The sequence below is a fragment of the Flavobacterium sp. T12S277 genome (assembly GCF_048514875.1).
Taxonomy (GTDB): domain Bacteria; phylum Bacteroidota; class Bacteroidia; order Flavobacteriales; family Flavobacteriaceae; genus Flavobacterium.
On sequence record NZ_JBLYEG010000021.1, the window covers coordinates 24570 to 43371 of the forward strand.

Sequence of the window (18802 nt, forward strand, 5' to 3'; positions counted from 1 at the left end):
TGTGAACAAATTATTTTTGCTTTATTTCTTGTAGGAAGAAGAAGATGTTGAAATACAGCTATAAACGAAAATACTACAGTAATTTGAATTCGCCAAGTTTTTTGTAAGATTTTTTATAAAAAAAGAACAAGAATAATAGTTTATACTGCGTTATATGATATTTTAATTAAGATTCCCCCATCATACTAGCAAATGAGGAAATTTAATTCATTTTGTATCCTGTATCATAATAATTGTAACACAAGTGAGTTTCTACAAAAACTACATACTAATTCTTCTCTCCAGCAGCCGGATGTGCTAACTTAAATGTTGTTATTCTAAGAACTTCTATTTTTGGCAAATTCAAAGAAAGTTTCAGCATTATCGTTCAGTACAATGTAAGCATCAAACTTCTTTCCTGCCTTGCTTTTCATCCCTCTGATGAGTGAAGTCTTACCCTTGCTGACAAGGTTCTCAATATCGTTTATACCGATCTGCACCCCGCAGACGTTGCGAAACTGTACCCAGCTGCAAACTTCATCAGGGCACTTCACTATTTTGTCACGTATAATAAGTAGGTGGCTTTTACATTTCGGGCACGTGAGTTCTGGCAAATTGTCCTCGACGATAGAAGTTTGCAGCAATTCACTGGCAATAGATGAAGCGTAATTTTCCATTTCCTTTTGAAATGTTCCGGCATCTGATTCGTTGTTTTCGATTTTCTGCAATGCGAGCTCCCACTGGGCGGTCATTGCCACATCCGCTATTTTATAGTCTTTGACCAATTCATATACCTCCAGTCCTTTTTCTGTTGGTGTCAAGGATTTCTTATCCCTGTGGATATAATTACGGGTAAATAACGTTTCAATTATCGCAGCTCTTGTCGCCGGGGTACCGATACCAATATTTTGCAAGACTTTGCGTTCGTCTGCATTTTCAATTTCTTTGCCGGCACTTTCCATAGCCGACAGAAGGCCCGCTTCGGTATAAAGCACTGGAGGTTTGGTTTTCTTTTCCAAAACGCAAGCTTCTTTTATTTTAAGATCGTTGCCTTTCTTTAGTTGGGGTAAATCCTGTACCGTTTCTGTTTCATCATCGGAGAAATGGCCCCTAATGGAACGCCAGCCCGCTTCTATAATCTTGCTGCCTTTTGCGACAAAATCATAATGCAATACCTGTAAGCCGACATCCGTCAACTCTCTGATGCAGGCCACGGAAATGGCTTCGAGCAACCGAAAGGCAATCATATCATAAACCGCATTTTCCTTTGCATTAAGCGCTGATGGGATTTTATCGGTAATCAATAATCCATGATGGTCCGTAACACGCAAATCGTTCACGATACGTTTATTAAAACGACCCCATTTCACTTGAGATAGGCTTTGTTTAATGTTTTCCTTGTTATGTAAAGCTCTTACAAGGCTGGGAATTTCTGCCCACATATCTTCAGAAATGTATTTGCTTCCCGTGCGTGGGTATGTGATAAACTTCTTTTCGTAAAGGCTTTGGGAAATGCTGAGGGTTTCTTCGGCAGAAAGGCTCAATTTTTTGTTAGCTTCTTTCTGCAAGCCAGTAAGGTCGAACAATAAAGGCGGCTGCTCTGTAACGCTTTTGGTTTCTACCGATGTAACTACTGCCGTTTCGCTTCGCCCAATGGCTTTAAGGGTATCACCGGCAGGTTTTTTGTCTTCCCATTTGATTTTTGAGATACTTTTAAAATCTATCATCTCTTTATTATGTGACAGCTGTACCTGCCAATAATTTTTTACCGGGAAACTCCTGTTTTCCAAAAAGCGTTTGCATATTAAAGCCAGTGTAGGTGTCTGTACTCTTCCAAGTGAATAAACCCCATTAGCTGCTGCTACGGAGAGTGCTTGTGTAGCATTGATCCCTACTAGCCAGTCGGCGCGGCTTCTCCCTTGTGCTGCCTGATATAATCCATCAAATGCTGCCCCGTCTTTGAGATTGTCAAAACCTTGTTTAATGGCCTTTTCGGTAAGCGAGCTTATCCAAAGTCGTTCAAATGGTTTGCTGCATTTCAGGTATTCATAAATGTACCTGAAAATGAGTTCGCCTTCACGTCCTGCATCGGTGGCTACGATGATGCTATTGCTGTTATTAAAGAGCTGTTCAATGATTTTCAGTTGCTTTAATGCGCTTGTATCGGCAGAATAGCCTTTATCTTTTTTGACCTTTCGGATAGTGAGTAAAAAAGGGTTTGGGAGTATAGGCAATGATGCTTTGTCAAATCCCGTGATCCCGTAATCTTCGGGCATTCCCAATCCTATAAGATGTCCTAGTGCCCAGGTAACAAAATAGCCATTACCTGTCAGGTAGCCGTCCTTTTTCTCGGATGCGCCCAACAAGCCGGCTATTTCCCTTGCTACGCTTGGTTTTTCTACAATTATAGTTTTCATACATCTTACATTTTACGTCCTTTCGATTTGGCAGGGGCATCGGGTGTTTCCTGTTGTTCCTGCTGATTTCTGCTGTTGGGATTTGTTTGTCCAGATTCCATGGGCTCTTTGATTTTCTTGGTTGCCTCATTAGTTTTGCCTTCTGAATTGACCTCAGTCTGTGTTTTATGTGCTTCAGTAGGTTTGGTCTGTTCCTTAATCTTGTCCGGATTTTGGAAAGAGAAATCGGTTTTATTGGTTTGCTTGTTAAAAGTGATATAACCATTATATTCCTTTCCTTTCTTATCCACCAAGCCACTTACATAAACCGTCTGGCCGTCTTTGAACTTTTGATATTGTTCTTTATCTAGCTCTTTGTCCCTGAAAGTTTTCGGTGTCTCTTGCGATTGGTTTTGCTGTGTGTCCTGAGTTTGCTTGTTGGAGTTGTTCCTGTCGAACTGGAACTCTACAAAACGCTTGTCGGCATTGAATTGTACGGTTGCATCGAACTGAGTTCCTTTCTTAGAAATCATTCCTTCTAAATAAAGCGGCTTGCCTTCCATTAGGGTTTGCTTCTGCTCATCATTAAGTTTTACACCTTTGAGCTCGTCAGGGATTTTGATAAACTCAGTACGTAACGCCACCAGCTCATTGGTAAGCCTATCCACACTGATAATAGAGGGAATGGTTTCATTTGGATTTTTTGAATTGACCAGATTGACCACACGCCCCATGTTACCGGTTTCTAGTAGGTTATTCTTGTCTGCCTGGCTGAAACTATGGCCGAAAAACTCAAAGTTAAGGTTGGGCTCTTTTCGGATACCGTGAATAGCAACTACTACCTGTCCATCGTCATTCGATTGCAGGGATAATCGGGCATCCATTCTTGTAACGGCGGTCCCTAAGTTTAGGCTTACAGGTACAAGCTCATTTGTCTTGTAACCTTTAAGCAACGGATCGAGCAGGTTCATTTTTTCAAGTTTCTCTTTACTTAATCCCAAGTTGTTCATGGTTTCCCAATCAATCTGTTCCGGTTTGTATTTATACTCACTTGTATCCGGTGTGCTCTGCGTTGTTTCCATATTATTTTTATTTTCTTGTTTATAATTCTCTTCTGGTTCTGTCTTCACTTCGTGTTGCTTCATCAACTTATCACCTTCAGGGGTTGGTTGATCTACCTGTTTTTGCATTTCTTTTGCCAACTTAATAGTCAATGGTGCAGGAATTTTAAAGAAGGAAAAATTGGTAGGGTTCTTCAGCTGGCTGATAAAATTGGAAAAGAAGTTGGAAAATAAATCACCTTGTTTATCCACCCGCATGAATTGGTTCTGGTTTTTCTTTGTAGGTTCAACCGTTTCCAGTTTCCCATTTTCGTTAATGCCTTTTACAGCCATAATTTTCATTTTCTCTTTGTCCAGCACCAATAATATCTCCGATAGTTGCTCGGGAAACACTGTTTTTTCTGAAATTTGTTCGCTCATAGTTTAAAATTTTTAAATTCAATCCCGAAAGTAGAAGAGGTCTTTGCTTTCTGGTGTTAACTGGCATCCGATGGCCTTATTTGTCACTTGCTGGCTTTTTTTGGGGAACGGGTGCTATAAAGCTTTCCCTGACCAACTGGTGTATGTCGGAGAGCTTATAGTAAATTTTTCCGCTGATGGTATAATAAGGCAGTTTGCCGGAGGAACGGTAACGCTGCAGGGATCGCGGACTTATCTTGAGCATTTGCATAATATCCTGATTGTCCAGCAACTCTTCTCCGTCAACAGCAGTATGATGATTCTTACTTGTGCTTATCGCCTCCATAAGGATGTCGAACCTCTCCATGATGCGCTCCATCCACGCTGTGAATTCCATTCTATCGATATTCATAACCTGTACTTTTGATTTAACACCACAAAATTGACACATGAAAAAATTATTCTCTGCCAAGTCCTGCCCATTGCATGGCTGTTTTTTTTCAATAGGACGGTACAAACTATACCCGGATACAGTTAGTAAAGAAGATTTATTGAGGACTGAGCAAGGAATTTCAACTTTTGCCAATGGGTAGATATGGGTTCATAAAAAAAGAAACGTCTCCAAACAAAATTTGAGAAGGTGTTTTTGAGTATATCAAAGACTTTTGTTGTCTAAATTATTTTTAATTTGCAAGATTTCAGGGATAACAAATTGCATAATAGTTGCATAATAGTTGAGTGATTTTGTTATATTTTTGAACTAGGCTTTAGATCATAAAAGAAATAATAATGAAAAAATCTTTCCTGGTAGTTGTATTTTTAATTGGATATGTAAGTTTTTCCTGTGCACAACCTAAAAGTATATTGTCAGAAGTTGACAAACTTGAAGCCACTGCTAAGATTTGGGGTTTTCTAAAATATTATCACCCAAATGTAGCAAACGGAAGTAGAAACTGGGATGAGCAATTATTCCAAATTTGCCAAGAAACAGAAAAAGTAAAAACTAAGGACGAATTTTCAAAAGTCATTGATAAGTGGATTCTCTCATTGGGTGAAATCAAAAAACAACATGTAGACAGCATTTCTAAAAATGATTGCTTTCTTAAGAATCTAAATTTTTCTTGGTTTAAAAACAAAAGTCTTTTTACAAATGAACTTTCTAAAAAGTTGGAGTTTATAAAAGAGAATAAATTTTATGGTCAAAATTTCTATGTAGCTTTTCAAGATTCGAATCCAAACATTTCTCCTTTACAATTTACCAATGAAATCAAATATGGAAAATTTGATTGGGCTGATAAAAAAATGAGACTTTTAGCGCTCTTCAAATATTGGAACTATGTTGAGTATTTTTTCCCATATAAATATCAAATGGATCAAAATTGGGATAAAGCTCTTAGAGAAATTCTACCAAAGATCATAAACCCAAAAACAGAATTAGACTTTCACCTTGCAATGCGTGAGCTATCCGTTAAGCTAAACGATAGCCATGCTTCTATCGGTACTGGCAAAATGTTTGACAAGTTTGGAGATAAGTTTGTACCTGCGGATTTTAAAATTATAGATAAAAAAGCAGTTGTAATAAATTTAAAAAATGATTCTTTGGCTAATCTTTCTGATCTAAAAGTAGGTGATGTTATATTGGCCGTTGACGGAAAATCGATAGAAGCCATTATATCGGAAAATAGTAAGTATGTAGAAGGGTCAAACCAAATGGCAATTTTGAGAAATTTCTATTGGGCTATTTTTAATGGAAAATCAGACTCAATTCAAATTGATTATACAAGACAAGGACAAAAAGAATCGAAATTTATCCGCCGTTATCTTTACCATGATTTAAGGGCAAAGACCGCAGAGAAAGACAAATGGAAATTTCTTAATAAAGATGTGGCCTATGTAAATTTGGGAGAAGTGACAGAAGATGATGTCCCTTTTATAATGGATACAGTTAAGAATAGTAAAGCCATTATTTTTGATTTGCGAAACAATGCGTTAGGTACTAATTACCTGATATCTGAATATTTAAATCCTGAACCAAAGGAGTTTGTTAAATTTTTAGATGCTGATTTAAATAGCCCGGGAAGATACATATGGCGGCAAGAGATTGAAAAATGTGGTAAAAAAAATCCAGATTATTATAAAGGAAGGGTTGTTATACTAGTTAATGAAGTTACACAAAGTCATGGCGAATATTCAGCAATGAGTTTACAAACAGCTCCAAAGGCAGTTGTAATTGGTAGTCAGACCGCAGGGGCTGATGGTGGCGTTGTGAAATTTGAAATAATTAGAGGTTTTGTAACACAATTTACCAGTTACGGAGTTTTTTATCCTAACAAGAAAGAAACACAACGTAAAGGTATTATTCCGGATATAAAAGTGAATCCTACCATTTTGGGAATTCAGGAAGGGAGGGATGAAATTCTTGAAAGAGCATTAATTTATACAGCAATTTCTGAGAAATGAGATTTTTTTAGAAAGATGCTTTATTTACTTTCAATATCTCTGAGTCGTTCTTTTAATTCAAAATTTTCTTTTTTTAAAGAATTAATCTGCTCCATTATGTCATTTGGATTTGACGTAAACCCATTTTCGACGATAGCGGGTAGTTTAATTTTTGGATTAATTGGTTCGAATATTTCTTCTTTTTCGACTCCCAATACTTTTGCAATTTTTGTCCATTCTGACATTGTAATTTTTGTGATACCTTTTTCTTTTCTACTATATGTAGATTGCGTCATACCAACTAAATCGGATATTTCTTCTTGAGATAGCTGTTGTTCCAAACGTTTAACCAGCAACTTAATTTTAGTCATTTTTTTCTTCTTTTCAAACAGAACAATAATAATAAATTTATAAGAATATACCAATAAAAAAAGAGAAATTTAAATTTTCCTTTTTTTATCATTAAAGCAGAAAACTTCACTGAATTTTAAACGATTAGCATGTTAAAAATGCATAAAAACTGCATAAGCTTTGTCTTAATTGTAGGCTATTTTTGGTTCACATCTTGATTGAGGAATTTTTGTTTTATTTCTTAACCAAAAGTCGACGTGGTTTTGAGTATATTTTTAATTAAGATGAATGAATTATAAAATCATTGTTAAACATTAAACAAATTAAAATGAAAAAAAAGTTAAGCCTAAAAAATTTAAAAGTTTTTAAATTATCAGATCAAGAAAAATCTACAATTGAAGGAGCAGGGGATCCTGGTAAACTGCCAACCTGCAGAAATTCAGGATTAAACTCCTGTAATGACACATCAGCATGGCCAATTAATTGCAACAGTACTCTTAAATATGGTTGCTAGTTATAAACTATAAGTATTTAGTCAATAAAGAGTATTTTCAACTTGAAAATACTCTTTAATTGAAATCAATAAATTAGTTTCAAAATTAAAAAAAACATAAAATGAAATTTTTTATTTTACTTATTCTTCTAATTGGAACTGCGGGATACTCACAGAAAATTGAATGCGCAAAATTTAAAAATGGAAAATTCTTTTCTCGTGCATTTCCGAACGAATATACTATAAGAAAGGATTCTATTGAAGAAACTTATGCAAACAATAAATTAGAGTCAGTATGGGATGTGAAATGGCTATCCGATTGTAAATATGAAATTGTCTGTAAAAAAAACTATGGTTCTGATCCAATAGCAATAGGTATGAAATTCATATACACAATTTTTGCGACAGAGGAGGATTGTTTTTATGTATCTATATGGTATTCAAACGAAGAATATCCAGATGGAAAGACGTTTCAAAGAGGGTTATGCATAAAAGAAGATTAGATATTAGGTTCTTTAATTAAATTGAGGGAAAAAACAAGAATAATGAGTTAGTTGTAATTTATGCAAGATTCTATACTAAAAATTGAAAAAAATATTTGGCAGTCATTTGAAACTGAAAAAAGAATTGGACTGCTTACAGGATTATCAGGAATAGCTCTTTTTTACAGTAAAATGTACACCATTTATAAATTAGAGGATTACTTAATAAAACTAACCAAAGTTGTTGAAAAAGTAAATGAGATAATTGAAAATGAGCCTTCTTCCTCGACATTATGTAGTGGTTTGGCCGGATTTGGTCTTGCTCTATTACATTTAGAAGACCATTTAATTGAAATCGATACGGAATATTTTGAAGTTATTGATTCAATTCTCTTAGATGATTTCAGAAGTTTTAATCAATCAAATAACTATGATTTTCTGCACGGTTCTATGGGAATTGCAATGTATTTTATAGAACGCTGCAAGTACACTAAGAATGAAAACTTAATTTCTGAATTAAATCAATTTGCAGAAGATTTAGTTAATAAGATATCTACCGACTTGAAAGAAGTTTTAACTACCGAGACTGCATTAGATAATGATGATAAGTTCTGCATCTATTTTGGTTTAGCACATGGTGTTGCGGGGTATTTGAATTTTTTAATTTATTTGGAAAGAAATTTTGCAGAGCTTAAATCGGATATCGATACTTCATTAAAAATAGGTATTGCGTTTTTACAATCCTATAAAAATTACAATGATAACTCGAAACAATATTATCCAAATTTACTTTTACTAGAATCAGGAAGTATTATTAATTCCAGATTATCATGGTGTCAGGGTGATTTTGGTATTTCAAATGCTCTTTTTAATTGTGGAGCTTATTTAGAAGAAGACCATCTAATTAAAGAATCCGAAAAATTGATACAAGCTGCTCGTGCAATATCACTTGAGGAATCTCTTGTTAGTGATTTTGGTCTTTGCCATGGATCGACGGGAATTGCATTGCAGTACTATTTGGCTTCAAAAAAACTCAATATTGATTGTTCTGAAGAAATTGAGAAATGGCTCAATATTATCCATGAGCAAACTTCAGATTATGAAACTTTCTCATCCTATGAAAAAGGAAGATATAAAAGTGAAAGTAACCTCCTAGAAGGGACTGTAGGACTCGCTTTGACATTATTTACATTAGAAAATAAGATCGACAGCAAATGGCTGGAACTTATAAATCTATTTTAATGGTAACATTTTAACCTTCATAAATAATCAGTAAAATGAAATTTTTCAATACAATTATTAAAAGAGCTACAAATTTTCCTGTTCAGTCATACGATACTAATAAAAATGATGTAATTAATTTTTTCCATAAAAATGATTTATTTCAGCTTTCAGTTTTAATTTCTTCTTCTAGTCTGTATCAAGATATAAAAAAAAATAAAAGAGAGAAAACAGAAATATCATTAGCAAAATATTATACCAGGGCGCATTTTAATCCGACCCCTTTTGGTCTATTCAGTAGCGTAGGAGCTGCAAATTGGGGAATTGCCACCGAATTACCTAAATCAAAAAAAATTAAACTGTCCGTGTCACATGATAATTTGTTTTTGTCATTAAAAAAAAATAAAGAGATAATAAGAAATTGGTCTTCTTTTAAATACTCTATAAATCCATCCCTCCATTTTCTGTCCCAAGAAAAGATAGGTTTTTATAATTCTAAACCGAAAGAATTTGACAAGATTGAGGTAAATTTTGTTGAACTGGATTATGATGAAGATTTGAACTGGCTACTGGAACAATTTAAAACTAAACCTGATATTAATAATCTTTTTAATGAATTAATAGAACAGGGCTTTGAAAAAGAAGATGTTGAAGACTACCTTTTTCAACTTATCGATACAGGGTTATTTATTGAAGATTTTTTGTTTAATCCTTATTGTAAAAAATTAGAAAATAATACAGCTCCTTTTTTATCGGATTTAATAGCTAAAAAACATATCCTAATAAGTGATAATAATGATGTTCAGTTGTTCAATAGTCAATATATTCATGAACAAAAATTTTTTTTTAAAGAAAGTGTTGAGGAACGTTTTTCGCATTCTATAAATTCTTTTGAAATTCAATCGGGGCATGTTAATGAGAATATTAAGTCATTAGTACAAAAATATATAGATTTTGTTTTAACATATAATTCTAATACAAAACCTATTACGGGGAAAATAAATCAATTTATAGCCAGAGTTTCAGAGCGTTATAATGAAGGATTTATTCCCTTAAATACAATATTCAATCCTTATTCAGGAATAACTTATCAAGACGACAATTCAGATTATGTTTTGAAGCTTCATCAAGATATTTTTTGCAAAGTAATTGCCTCAAACGAAACAGAGTTGTTTTTAAATCTTCCTCTTGCAGCAGATATTGATGAAAAAAGAAAAAGTCTACCATTAACCTTTAATGTACTACTCGAGATTTTAAAATGTAAAAACACCCAAAGCGAAACTATTTTCATTCGTGGTTTGGGCGGAGAATCGGCTTTAAATATAATTTCACGATTTACTGAAGTAAGTAGCGAGTTATGTCAGGAAATAACAGCCTACGAAAAAGAGTTTTATAAGGATAAAATTTTAGCCGACATAAATTGTGTAGGAAACTTTAGAAGTATAAATATTTCGTCAAAAGAACAGCTGTATGATTACTGTATTCCTATAAATACGTCATATAAAGAAAGTAAAAACCCGATATTTTTATCAGATATTTATGTGAATTTAGAAGGGGGAAAATTTCGCTTGGTCTCCAAAGAACATAAAAAAGAAATTAGACCTAAAAAAGGATCGGCAATAAATTCAAAAATTTCAGAATCTGATTTGTATAAGTTTTTATGTGATTTTGCGGTTTATAATGAAGAAATTTACGGTATTAGCTTCAACTTTAATTCTTATGCCTGTTTTAGAGATTTTATTCCTAGGATTTATCTGCAAACTAATGTGCTATTGTCCCCTGCTCAGCTTTTGTTAATTAATAGTGACTATAATTTCGAAGAATTTAAATCTTATTTTTTAGAAAAAATTTTGAAATTTAAATTTACAAAGACTGTAAATTTTTCCTATTCAAAAGGGAATTCCATCATTGACACGTCAAAAGATGCAGAGCTGAGAATAATTTATGACAACCTTAAAACTCGGGATTATTTTTATGTCTCAGAGAATATTTATGAATTATTTAATCCCGCAGTTGAGGATAATTTGGGCAACTATGCACATGAACTTATAATCAGTGTGAAGAACAGCTATTATCAGCCTGAAGAATTTTCTAATAATGAGATTGTTATTACAAACTATAATCTAGAGAACACCCCAATCCTTTCGGACTGGTTGTATTTCGAGGTTTCATGTAATTCATATGCAGACAATGATATTTTAAAAAGCATCTATACAGATCTTTATTTAAATGGAACGTTTACGGCTTTTTTCTTTATTCACTATGAAAATAATGGTCGTGTATTACGATTAAGATTCAAAACAAATTTGATTGAAAATAAAAATGATTTATTGCAATTTATAGACAATCTTAAGTTGAAAAATATTATAAAAAAATACCAAATTTTACCTTATGAGCCGGAAATCCACAGATATGGGGGCCCGGAATTAATGAGCTGTGCCGAATATATTTTTAATCTTGATAGTAAGGATTTAATTGAAAATGTTATTCAACAGGATCTTAATAAAGATGATTCTTCTATTGTTGCCTTATTAAAAATTATCAATTACTTGGAATTGTTAGGTTATAGTAAAGACGAAATGATTGATTTTTGTGAAAATGCCATCAGGAAATTTTCAAAGGAGTTTGATTTCACAATACAATTAAGAAAAAGTTTTAATGAAGATTATACTAGGATAAGGTTTAAAATTAATGAATATCAATATAAAAGTTTTGTTTCGGATGAGGCTTTAAAAAACAAATTGTCTCAAAGTTTAAAACAAAATACAATTCAAGTTAATACCTACACTTGGCTTATTATCCATATGAGTATGAACAGACATTTTAATGAAAAACAGAGATTTAATGAATTTAAATCTTATTATTTAACCAAAAATTATCTAAACCAATTAAAGTTTAAAAGATAAATTGAGTTAATCATTTTTTAAGATTGTGGTTGTGTTTCAGGTTAGTTTTTTTTTTACATAATTATATGTAATTAACTGAAAAAAATGTGAAATTATAAATTTGCATAGCAAAGAGACAACTTGCTAAAATTGAGGAGTAGTTAAAAATCCTACAACCCTTTATCCATATATTGCTCCAATGATGATTTTAGGTGGTCCAAGAAGGATGTTCTAGTGCCGGCTCTGTCTTTCATCCGATGGAACGAGTGATGCACATCACCCAACGGAATGCGAAAAAGTATCTGAAAGACCAGTGTAATTTTGCGGATACCAATTTTTCCGTGCGATATAACCCCCGAAGCATGAAGCGCATAAATTAATTCAATTAGCGCATTTTTAGAATCGGTCCAGAAAATATCTTTAGTTGACTCCGCACTATGCAATAATAAACAAGTGGACTCTTCTGGATTTATTTTCGTTGTTAAATAGTTATATATTCGTTCATTGGCTAAAATCCGTGCTACTTTAGAATCATAATAAGTAGAAAACTGATGGTCTATTTCAAAGACATAACTATTAAGCCCATCCTTATAATTAATCTTCCCTCTTATAAAATATTCCTGATCACGATCACTTCGTCCTGATCGGTAATAGCGATAGAAATGAGAACTGTAAATATGTTCTTTAAATTCCTGTTTGAGCTGTTGGAGCTGGCCCATAAAAAATTTTTGGTACATTTTGCCATCCTTTACCGGGCAGATTGTTTCGATTCTAAATATTTCATTATAATAGATCAGTTGTCCCAAAATCTGAGGTTTAATATTACGAAAAAATTCTATTTCATCTGTCTCATTCTTGAATCCTTCCTTTAAAATATGTTCCCGAGTAGTATTTAGTAACTCTTTCAGGTAGAGTGTCATTTGATAAGTCTCATCGATCAGGTGTAAAGTTTCCCGAGATACTTGATCTTCTTTGATACGTATTTCGGAAATAATTGAATTCAGTGATTTCATAGCACACATGGATTTAACGCACTATCTTTTGGAAACACTTCTTGGTTAAACAAACATTATCATCCCGGCCCTGTCAAAACATGCTTTAGGATTTAAAGCGGGGCTATTTCACAAATAAAACCAATTAGTAAAAGGTATTACGATTTAATGGATTAAAATAGATATTCCAATAACGATTAATTTAAATTTGAGGTTAAGACGATATTGGCTTGGGGATAGTCTAGTGTGTCTTTTAAAAAAGTGGCTAAAGGATGAAGAGTCTTTGAAATTTAAATATTCAGCGACCTCAGCAATAGATAGGTTATTGTCTGCAAGAAGCTGATAAGCCTCTGAGATCAAAGCCCTTTCTGTAAAATGCTTAGGAGACATTCCTATAACATTACGAACTATTTTATTCAGATGCCCCCGACTGACAAATAAAGAATCTGCATAAAATTTTACTTCATGGTGCTCCTTACAATGGAGTTGAGCAAGTGTGATGAAATTCGTAACGGTTTTATCATTTCGGTGGTGAAGTGCTGCTGTAACCTGATTATATTTATAATACAATTCACAAAATTCATAGAATATCAAATTAAGACAGTGCATAACCATTTCGTATTGGAAAATTGCATCTTCACTGGAAATCTTTTTCTCCAGTAGTCCAAACAACCGTATCATATGTCTCATTTCAACTGAGGTAAGTGACAGTACAAAAGACGATTGATTGGCCAATAATTTTATACAGGAACTTTCAAATCTTGCTGCCTTATTGAAAATTGCAAAATCCATAGTACAGGATATTAAGCAAACTCTAAGAGGAGAGCTCAGCCTATTGAGTTCAGCCCAATTTGGAACTGCAAACATATCTCCTGCTGAAACACTGATATTTGAAGAGTTCTCTGTAAAATTTATAGAGCCCGACACCACAATGACCAAAGAAAACCAGCCTGGATTTATAATAGTATTACAGGTCTGGATTTTTTTATAATCTGCAAGATATAGGACTTTTAATTCGCTCAGCCATAGCCTATCTGTTGGATTGCCCAAGATGGTAGTTTTTTTGTTTAAAAGTAATTGCGTTTGAAAGAATTTAGAATTTTATTAAGTCTTTCTCAGTTCGTTTTTGTAAGCCAAGCACATAAAACAGCAAACACAAATAGTAGATTGAATAATGCAATGATTATCAAAGCATAAACAAAATTGTGAGGATCAGAACACTTAAAGCTCCCGTTATCGAGGTAAACCACTATTTCATCATAATTCAATAGATCTACGATGAAATAAAGGCTACCTACATTCAACGCAATGAGCAGAAGGCTCATAATGATAGCTGCGGTCCGCTCATTACGTCTCAGAAACAAAATTATCCAACTCACTGCGAGATGTTATTGCTTTTACATATGCCAACAGTTGCTGCCATTTTGATGCCAAGTGTAGTATTACTCTCTGCTCCATAAGCAGCTACTATAATATTTGTAACAGAGGTTTCCCAGTCCTTGTCTTTTCGCTTTCTTTCGGCGATTGAATATCGCGCAACAGAAGATGCCGTCAAAATAATCCGTTTATCATTGGCAGAGAATACTGTATTACTAAGAACTGTTGCCTCGTAGGTAACTATAATCGGATGAATGTCTTCATAGGGGCTGTTAGCCACCAGAAGTAGGGAACTTAAAAATGTTGAGAAACTGGCCTTCGCGCTCACTCCCAAGTTGGACTCTACCAATACGCCACTCAATGGATTACCCTGATCTAATATTGCTGTGATTTGAGTAACCCTTGAAGATAGTGTAATATCATTGGCAAGCAGAATCAGTTCCGGATGTGTAGCTGAAACAGAATCTATTAAAATTGTAATGTCTTCAATAGACATTGAAGTAAAGTCAATATTCTCTAAAATCTCTAAGATTTCATTATGTATTATTCCTGCCGAATCGTAAGGATTAGCTATATTCTCAGGTGCAATATCTAATTTTTTCATACTCTTGCTTTTATAAGCAGTTTCTGTAGTTTCCTCTACATGTTGCTCTGAACATGCTATAGTAAACAATGGCAGGATTAGCATCCATACTTTTAAATTTTTCATTTGTATTTTGTGTTAAATGTGACTGATTACTTTTTTTCGTCAGTTCATTTTTCACCGCGGAGAAAGCAGAACAGTTGCTGGTTTTGAGCCAGACTTTGCTTTTGAATTCACAGCAAAACTATGAGTACAAAGTGGCTCCCACAAATGCTTGTCTGTAGATTTACGGCATTTCTACTATCAATTTTCTGAAAATAGACACAACTTATTTTGTCCTAAATCCTATAGATTTTCCTATATTTATCATTATATTTGATATATTCACTGCTATTTAGACCACACCTAAATCCCGTTATAATATGTACTGTATTAGATGGGTTTCCAGTCAATGGAAATAGCTTAAACTTAACATATGATCATAAGATATTTACTCGTAATATCTTTGTGCTTTAGTCAATATGCGGACGCACAAGAGCACAGAATTCAAATCCCAGATTCGTTAAAGGGGAAGGATTTTGATTATCTTTTTGACCGAATCGAAGATGATAGTATCAGTAATGAGCAGAGGGAGTTATACCTTATGTCATTTCTAATGAAAGCCAGACTTGAGAAAAACTGGGAGGAGCTTTCAAATGCCTATAAAAATTATATCCACTATGCTCCCGATAAGTTCAAGCTCTTCTATGCCGACAGCATGGTAGCCGCAGCCAAGAAATCGGACAGCAATGAAATTATCGGAGCAGCATATCTCTCAAAAGGCATCGCTTACTATGGACAAAAACGTCTTGCAGAAGCAATGGATATTTACTTAATTGCAAACGGTTACATAAAAAAAACAGACGATAAATACCTACTGTATAAAACGAAATACCATATTGGGCAAATAAAATTTTATCTGGGATACTATGATGAAGCTATTTTGATCTTTCAGGACTGTATTAACTACTTTGAGAAGTCCAACGTTAGGGCATATTTAAACTCTCTTCATTCATTGGGAGTTTGTTATGATATGGTAGGCAATCACGGACTGTCCACATCTATTAATGAAAAGGGAATCGCCGAGGGAAAAAGAACAAAAAATTTCGAAATGGAACCGTACTTTGAGCATTCTGAAGGAGTTAACCAGTCTATGATTCACAACTACAAAATAGCTATCAAAAAGATACATTCATCACTACCTGGCATTATCGAAAACAAGGATTTTGCAAATGAAACAGTAGGTTATTTCTATATTGGAAAAAGTTATTGGGGATTGGGTGAAAAGCAGAAGGCGGTTGTTTACTTTAAAAAAGTTGATAAAAGTTACACGGATCGTAGATACATACGTCCGGATATAAGACAGGCTTATGAGTTCCTGATTTCTTATTGCAAAGAAAAGAATATGATCAAAACAGAACTTTATTATGTTCAGAGATTACTGGAGGTGGATAAAAAACTGCACATTACATATAAGTATCTTCAGGGAAAAATACACAAGGAGTACGACACAGAAGAGCTTAAGGAAGAGCAGCGGAAACTTAAAAGATCACTTGATCTGCGAAAATATAATGATCAGATATTTTTTTCTATCATTGGTGGTATGTTCATTTTTATAATATACGGAATAGTAAGATATTTTAAAAATAAGAAGGAAGCAAGAACAAAATATGAAGAATTGCTTAAAAAACTAGAGCAATCAGACAATGTCAAAGATAATAAAAGCGATGAGTCTGATTTTTCAATGAGCAAAGGTGCTGAGGAAGCAATGCTGCATAATTTGCAGAAATTTGAGAGTAGTAAAAAATTTCTTGAAAAAGATCTGAATTTGACAAAGCTGGCAGGGTATTTTAACACCAACACTAAATATATATCCCTAATTATAGCTCGCCATAGGAACAAAAAATTCAATGAATATATTAATGGTCTTAAAATTGATAACATTGCACAGAGAATTCAAAAAGAAAAATTTCTTAGGAATTATACACACGAAGCCCTTGCTGTGGAAGCTGGGTTTAGTAGCACAAGAAGGTTTGTAAAAGCTTTTATCAATAGTACAGGGATAACACCAAAATATTTTATAGAAGAATTACAAAAGGAAGACATAATAAGTTAGACCACACAGCATAAATATATAAAGGTTCTAAGGAAAAAGGAAAACGCTTCTTTTTAGGTATTCACTTATTCTTGACCAGATAGGATAGTCCGAAATATTCTGTCTGTACACTCGGGTAAAAGATACTATTCGTTTCGGGATGTAGTAAGATAGGCGCATTCATAATAAAGCAAAATCAATGGTAACGTAGTCTATGAGCTCTTACTTCTGAATTTGCCTAAGATAATATTTGCATATGCAGCACTTATTTTATAATCTTCGGAATTAGTTACTTTTTTAGAAATTTGCTTATAAGTTCTGATAGTAAATTATCTAAAGCTATTCATAGCTGTATCTTTTCCAGAGAAAAGGATGCCGTTGCGGTCACTGCCGTAAATTTATGGTGAGGAATCTATCAGTTTTTTTTTCAATAGATCAAATTCTTCTTCGGTAAGCGCACCGGATTTTTTAAAATCAACAAGCCGTTGCAGTTCTAGTCCAATATCATCACTTGATTGTCCGTGATTGATCTTCGCAGAGTTCTGCCCTTTCTTATATTCCTGTACATACTGATTCACTATGCCCGAAAAACACACTGCCCTTCCAAGATATCGCTCGCTGAGATGTGAAGTCATGCCCTCAGTTCTTCGGATACTGATATGTCCAAAATTTAAATAATGTCCAAGGAAACCGCTCGAAACACTCGAATCATAAATGTCAAAAATTGGAATTTGTATGTGGGTCTTGTTCCACGGCAGAACTCCTTTGATAATATGAAGCTCACCGCCGTTAAAAGACCAAGTGATGCTGGCTAGATAAAGTATGTTCATTATCTTGAAGATAACAGTAAGGAAGGCAAAAATCAGCAGCCCGACAGAAATCCATTTTGTTGCAATGCCAAAGGATAAATACACAAAAAACAATGCCACAAGAGTTATTATCCCTGGCACAAAATATACAGTCCAATGTTTTTTAATGGCTAGATTTACTGCTGTCATACTTATTGTTTTAGAATAAGTGGGGATGCAAAATGATGCTGCAATAAAAAGGGCTACAAGATTGAGAGCTATAGCTAATACCCACTATAAAATTATTTTCTTACGGGAAAGATACAAAAAACTTACAATATTTCAAATCTCAGTTTTAAGCATTGTAGACCTATCGTCAGTTAATTTTATTATACCATTTGTTCCTTATTATTAATAAAATAAAGATTTCTATTGCCTTTTTTGATTATCTTTAAAGTATCATTTTTAACGAGTCTATTTAGTATAACAGAAACGTTTTTCGATTCAAAATCCAATTTATGATCTCCTGTTAATTTTTCTGTTACTTGCCTGGCTAATCTTGGTTCTTTAAAATAGCCACTGTTTATGTAAGATTTAATTCTTTTAGTTAACCTTGATTTTTCCTGTCTATCAGGAGGCAGAACATTTTTAGATTTAATCTCCATCTCGATATCCAAAATTTCCTTAGGATGAATGCCTAAGGAAAAACAAATTTCAATAAAATAAGAAAGATAAGTTTCAGAACCATTTTCAATATTAGAAATTGTGTTATACGTAAACCCCGTCATCGTAGCCAAGTCCTCAATCTCAAGTTCCGATTGGATTCTGTACGCTTTAATTCTTTCACCTAAAGCCTTTAGTGTATTTTCATTCGTATATCTTGCCATATTCAAATTGACAAATTCATTTGACTACAAAAAATATGTTTAAATGAAATTTTGTAGTTAAATAAAACTTGTATATATTTGATTTTTAAAATAAATTTGCGATTCTTCATATAGAAAAATATTTGAAGCTTTCGCTTTGAATCCTGTTTCAAAAAACTTGGCAGTTTAAACCCACAGGATGATAAGTAGATTGCTCACGCTTACAGGCGTGGGTTTCTATGTTTTATCCAAATAAATATTGATGTTTTTTTTCATAAAATCTATCATCTCTTACACAAGCAAATATTCTTAAGATCAATTTATTCCTAATAGCATTGATAATCGACATCACATGT

The 18802-nt window shown here is 33.6% G+C and carries 15 protein-coding genes; 6 read left to right on the forward strand and 9 right to left on the reverse strand.

Annotation, left to right across the window (positions count from 1 at the left end):
• Window positions 1-317: 317 nt before the first annotated feature.
• The 3 genes from ACN1CN_RS21170 to ACN1CN_RS21180 all read right to left on the reverse strand — a co-directional run bounded on the left by ACN1CN_RS21170 (window position 318) and on the right by ACN1CN_RS21180 (window position 4247).
• Window positions 318-2396 carry a DNA topoisomerase gene (locus ACN1CN_RS21170; protein WP_419137453.1) on the reverse strand — a complete coding sequence of 693 codons (2079 nt, stop codon included), beginning with the start codon at window positions 2394-2396 and terminating at the stop codon, window positions 318-320.
• A gap of 5 nt (window positions 2397-2401) precedes the next feature.
• The gene (locus ACN1CN_RS21175; protein WP_419137455.1) at window positions 2402-3856 is read right to left on the reverse strand and encodes a DUF3945 domain-containing protein; all 1455 of its coding nucleotides are present in this window, start codon (window positions 3854-3856) and stop codon (window positions 2402-2404) included.
• A gap of 76 nt (window positions 3857-3932) precedes the next feature.
• The gene (locus ACN1CN_RS21180) at window positions 3933-4247 is read right to left on the reverse strand and encodes a helix-turn-helix domain-containing protein (protein ID WP_419137457.1); all 315 of its coding nucleotides are present in this window, start codon (window positions 4245-4247) and stop codon (window positions 3933-3935) included.
• A 377-nt stretch (window positions 4248-4624) separates the two neighbouring features.
• Here ACN1CN_RS21180 and ACN1CN_RS21185 point away from each other — a divergent pair, with 377 nt between their 5' ends.
• Window positions 4625-6295, forward strand: coding sequence for a S41 family peptidase (locus ACN1CN_RS21185; RefSeq protein WP_419137459.1), 1671 nt, complete (start codon window positions 4625-4627; stop codon window positions 6293-6295).
• 20 nt (window positions 6296-6315) lie between these two features.
• Here ACN1CN_RS21185 and ACN1CN_RS21190 read toward each other — a convergent pair whose 3' ends face one another.
• Entirely contained in the window at window positions 6316-6645 is a 330-nt protein-coding gene (locus ACN1CN_RS21190; protein ID WP_419137461.1) for a helix-turn-helix transcriptional regulator, read from the reverse strand.
• 308 nt (window positions 6646-6953) lie between these two features.
• Here ACN1CN_RS21190 and ACN1CN_RS21195 point away from each other — a divergent pair, with 308 nt between their 5' ends.
• From ACN1CN_RS21195 to ACN1CN_RS21210, 4 genes are all read left to right on the forward strand, one after another.
• On the forward strand, window positions 6954-7139 hold the full coding sequence (locus tag ACN1CN_RS21195) for a hypothetical protein (protein WP_419137463.1): 186 nt from the start codon (window positions 6954-6956) through the stop codon (window positions 7137-7139).
• 101 nt (window positions 7140-7240) lie between these two features.
• Window positions 7241-7621: a hypothetical protein gene (locus ACN1CN_RS21200; protein WP_419137465.1), complete on the forward strand. Its 381-nt coding sequence runs from the start codon at window positions 7241-7243 to the stop codon at window positions 7619-7621.
• Between the two features lie 60 nt (window positions 7622-7681).
• Window positions 7682-8842, forward strand: coding sequence for a lanthionine synthetase LanC family protein (locus ACN1CN_RS21205; protein ID WP_419137467.1), 1161 nt, complete (start codon window positions 7682-7684; stop codon window positions 8840-8842).
• Between the two features lie 35 nt (window positions 8843-8877).
• The gene (locus ACN1CN_RS21210; protein ID WP_419137468.1) at window positions 8878-11727 is read left to right on the forward strand and encodes a thiopeptide-type bacteriocin biosynthesis protein; all 2850 of its coding nucleotides are present in this window, start codon (window positions 8878-8880) and stop codon (window positions 11725-11727) included.
• A gap of 149 nt (window positions 11728-11876) precedes the next feature.
• Here the strand turns inward: ACN1CN_RS21210 and ACN1CN_RS21215 are convergent, their stop codons facing one another.
• The 3 genes from ACN1CN_RS21215 to ACN1CN_RS21225 all read right to left on the reverse strand — a co-directional run bounded on the left by ACN1CN_RS21215 (window position 11877) and on the right by ACN1CN_RS21225 (window position 14763).
• The gene (locus tag ACN1CN_RS21215; protein ID WP_419137470.1) at window positions 11877-12719 is read right to left on the reverse strand and encodes an RteC domain-containing protein; all 843 of its coding nucleotides are present in this window, start codon (window positions 12717-12719) and stop codon (window positions 11877-11879) included.
• 144 nt (window positions 12720-12863) lie between these two features.
• Window positions 12864-13748 carry a helix-turn-helix domain-containing protein gene (locus ACN1CN_RS21220; protein WP_419137471.1) on the reverse strand — a complete coding sequence of 295 codons (885 nt, stop codon included), beginning with the start codon at window positions 13746-13748 and terminating at the stop codon, window positions 12864-12866.
• 325 nt (window positions 13749-14073) lie between these two features.
• Window positions 14074-14763: a hypothetical protein gene (locus ACN1CN_RS21225; protein WP_419137473.1), complete on the reverse strand. Its 690-nt coding sequence runs from the start codon at window positions 14761-14763 to the stop codon at window positions 14074-14076.
• 370 nt (window positions 14764-15133) lie between these two features.
• Between ACN1CN_RS21225 and ACN1CN_RS21230 the strand changes: the two genes are divergently transcribed.
• A complete protein-coding gene (locus ACN1CN_RS21230; protein WP_419137475.1) occupies window positions 15134-16813 on the forward strand; it encodes a tetratricopeptide repeat protein in 1680 nt (559 codons plus the stop codon).
• Between the two features lie 377 nt (window positions 16814-17190).
• Here the strand turns inward: ACN1CN_RS21230 and ACN1CN_RS21235 are convergent, their stop codons facing one another.
• Both ACN1CN_RS21235 and ACN1CN_RS21240 read right to left on the reverse strand, forming a co-directional pair.
• Window positions 17191-17790, reverse strand: coding sequence for a hypothetical protein (locus ACN1CN_RS21235; protein ID WP_419137477.1), 600 nt, complete (start codon window positions 17788-17790; stop codon window positions 17191-17193).
• Window positions 17791-17969: 179 nt separating this feature from the next.
• Window positions 17970-18467, reverse strand: a complete 498-nt coding sequence (locus tag ACN1CN_RS21240; RefSeq protein ID WP_419137479.1) for a helix-turn-helix domain-containing protein — start codon at window positions 18465-18467, stop codon at window positions 17970-17972.
• Between the last annotated feature and the right edge of the window lie 335 nt (window positions 18468-18802).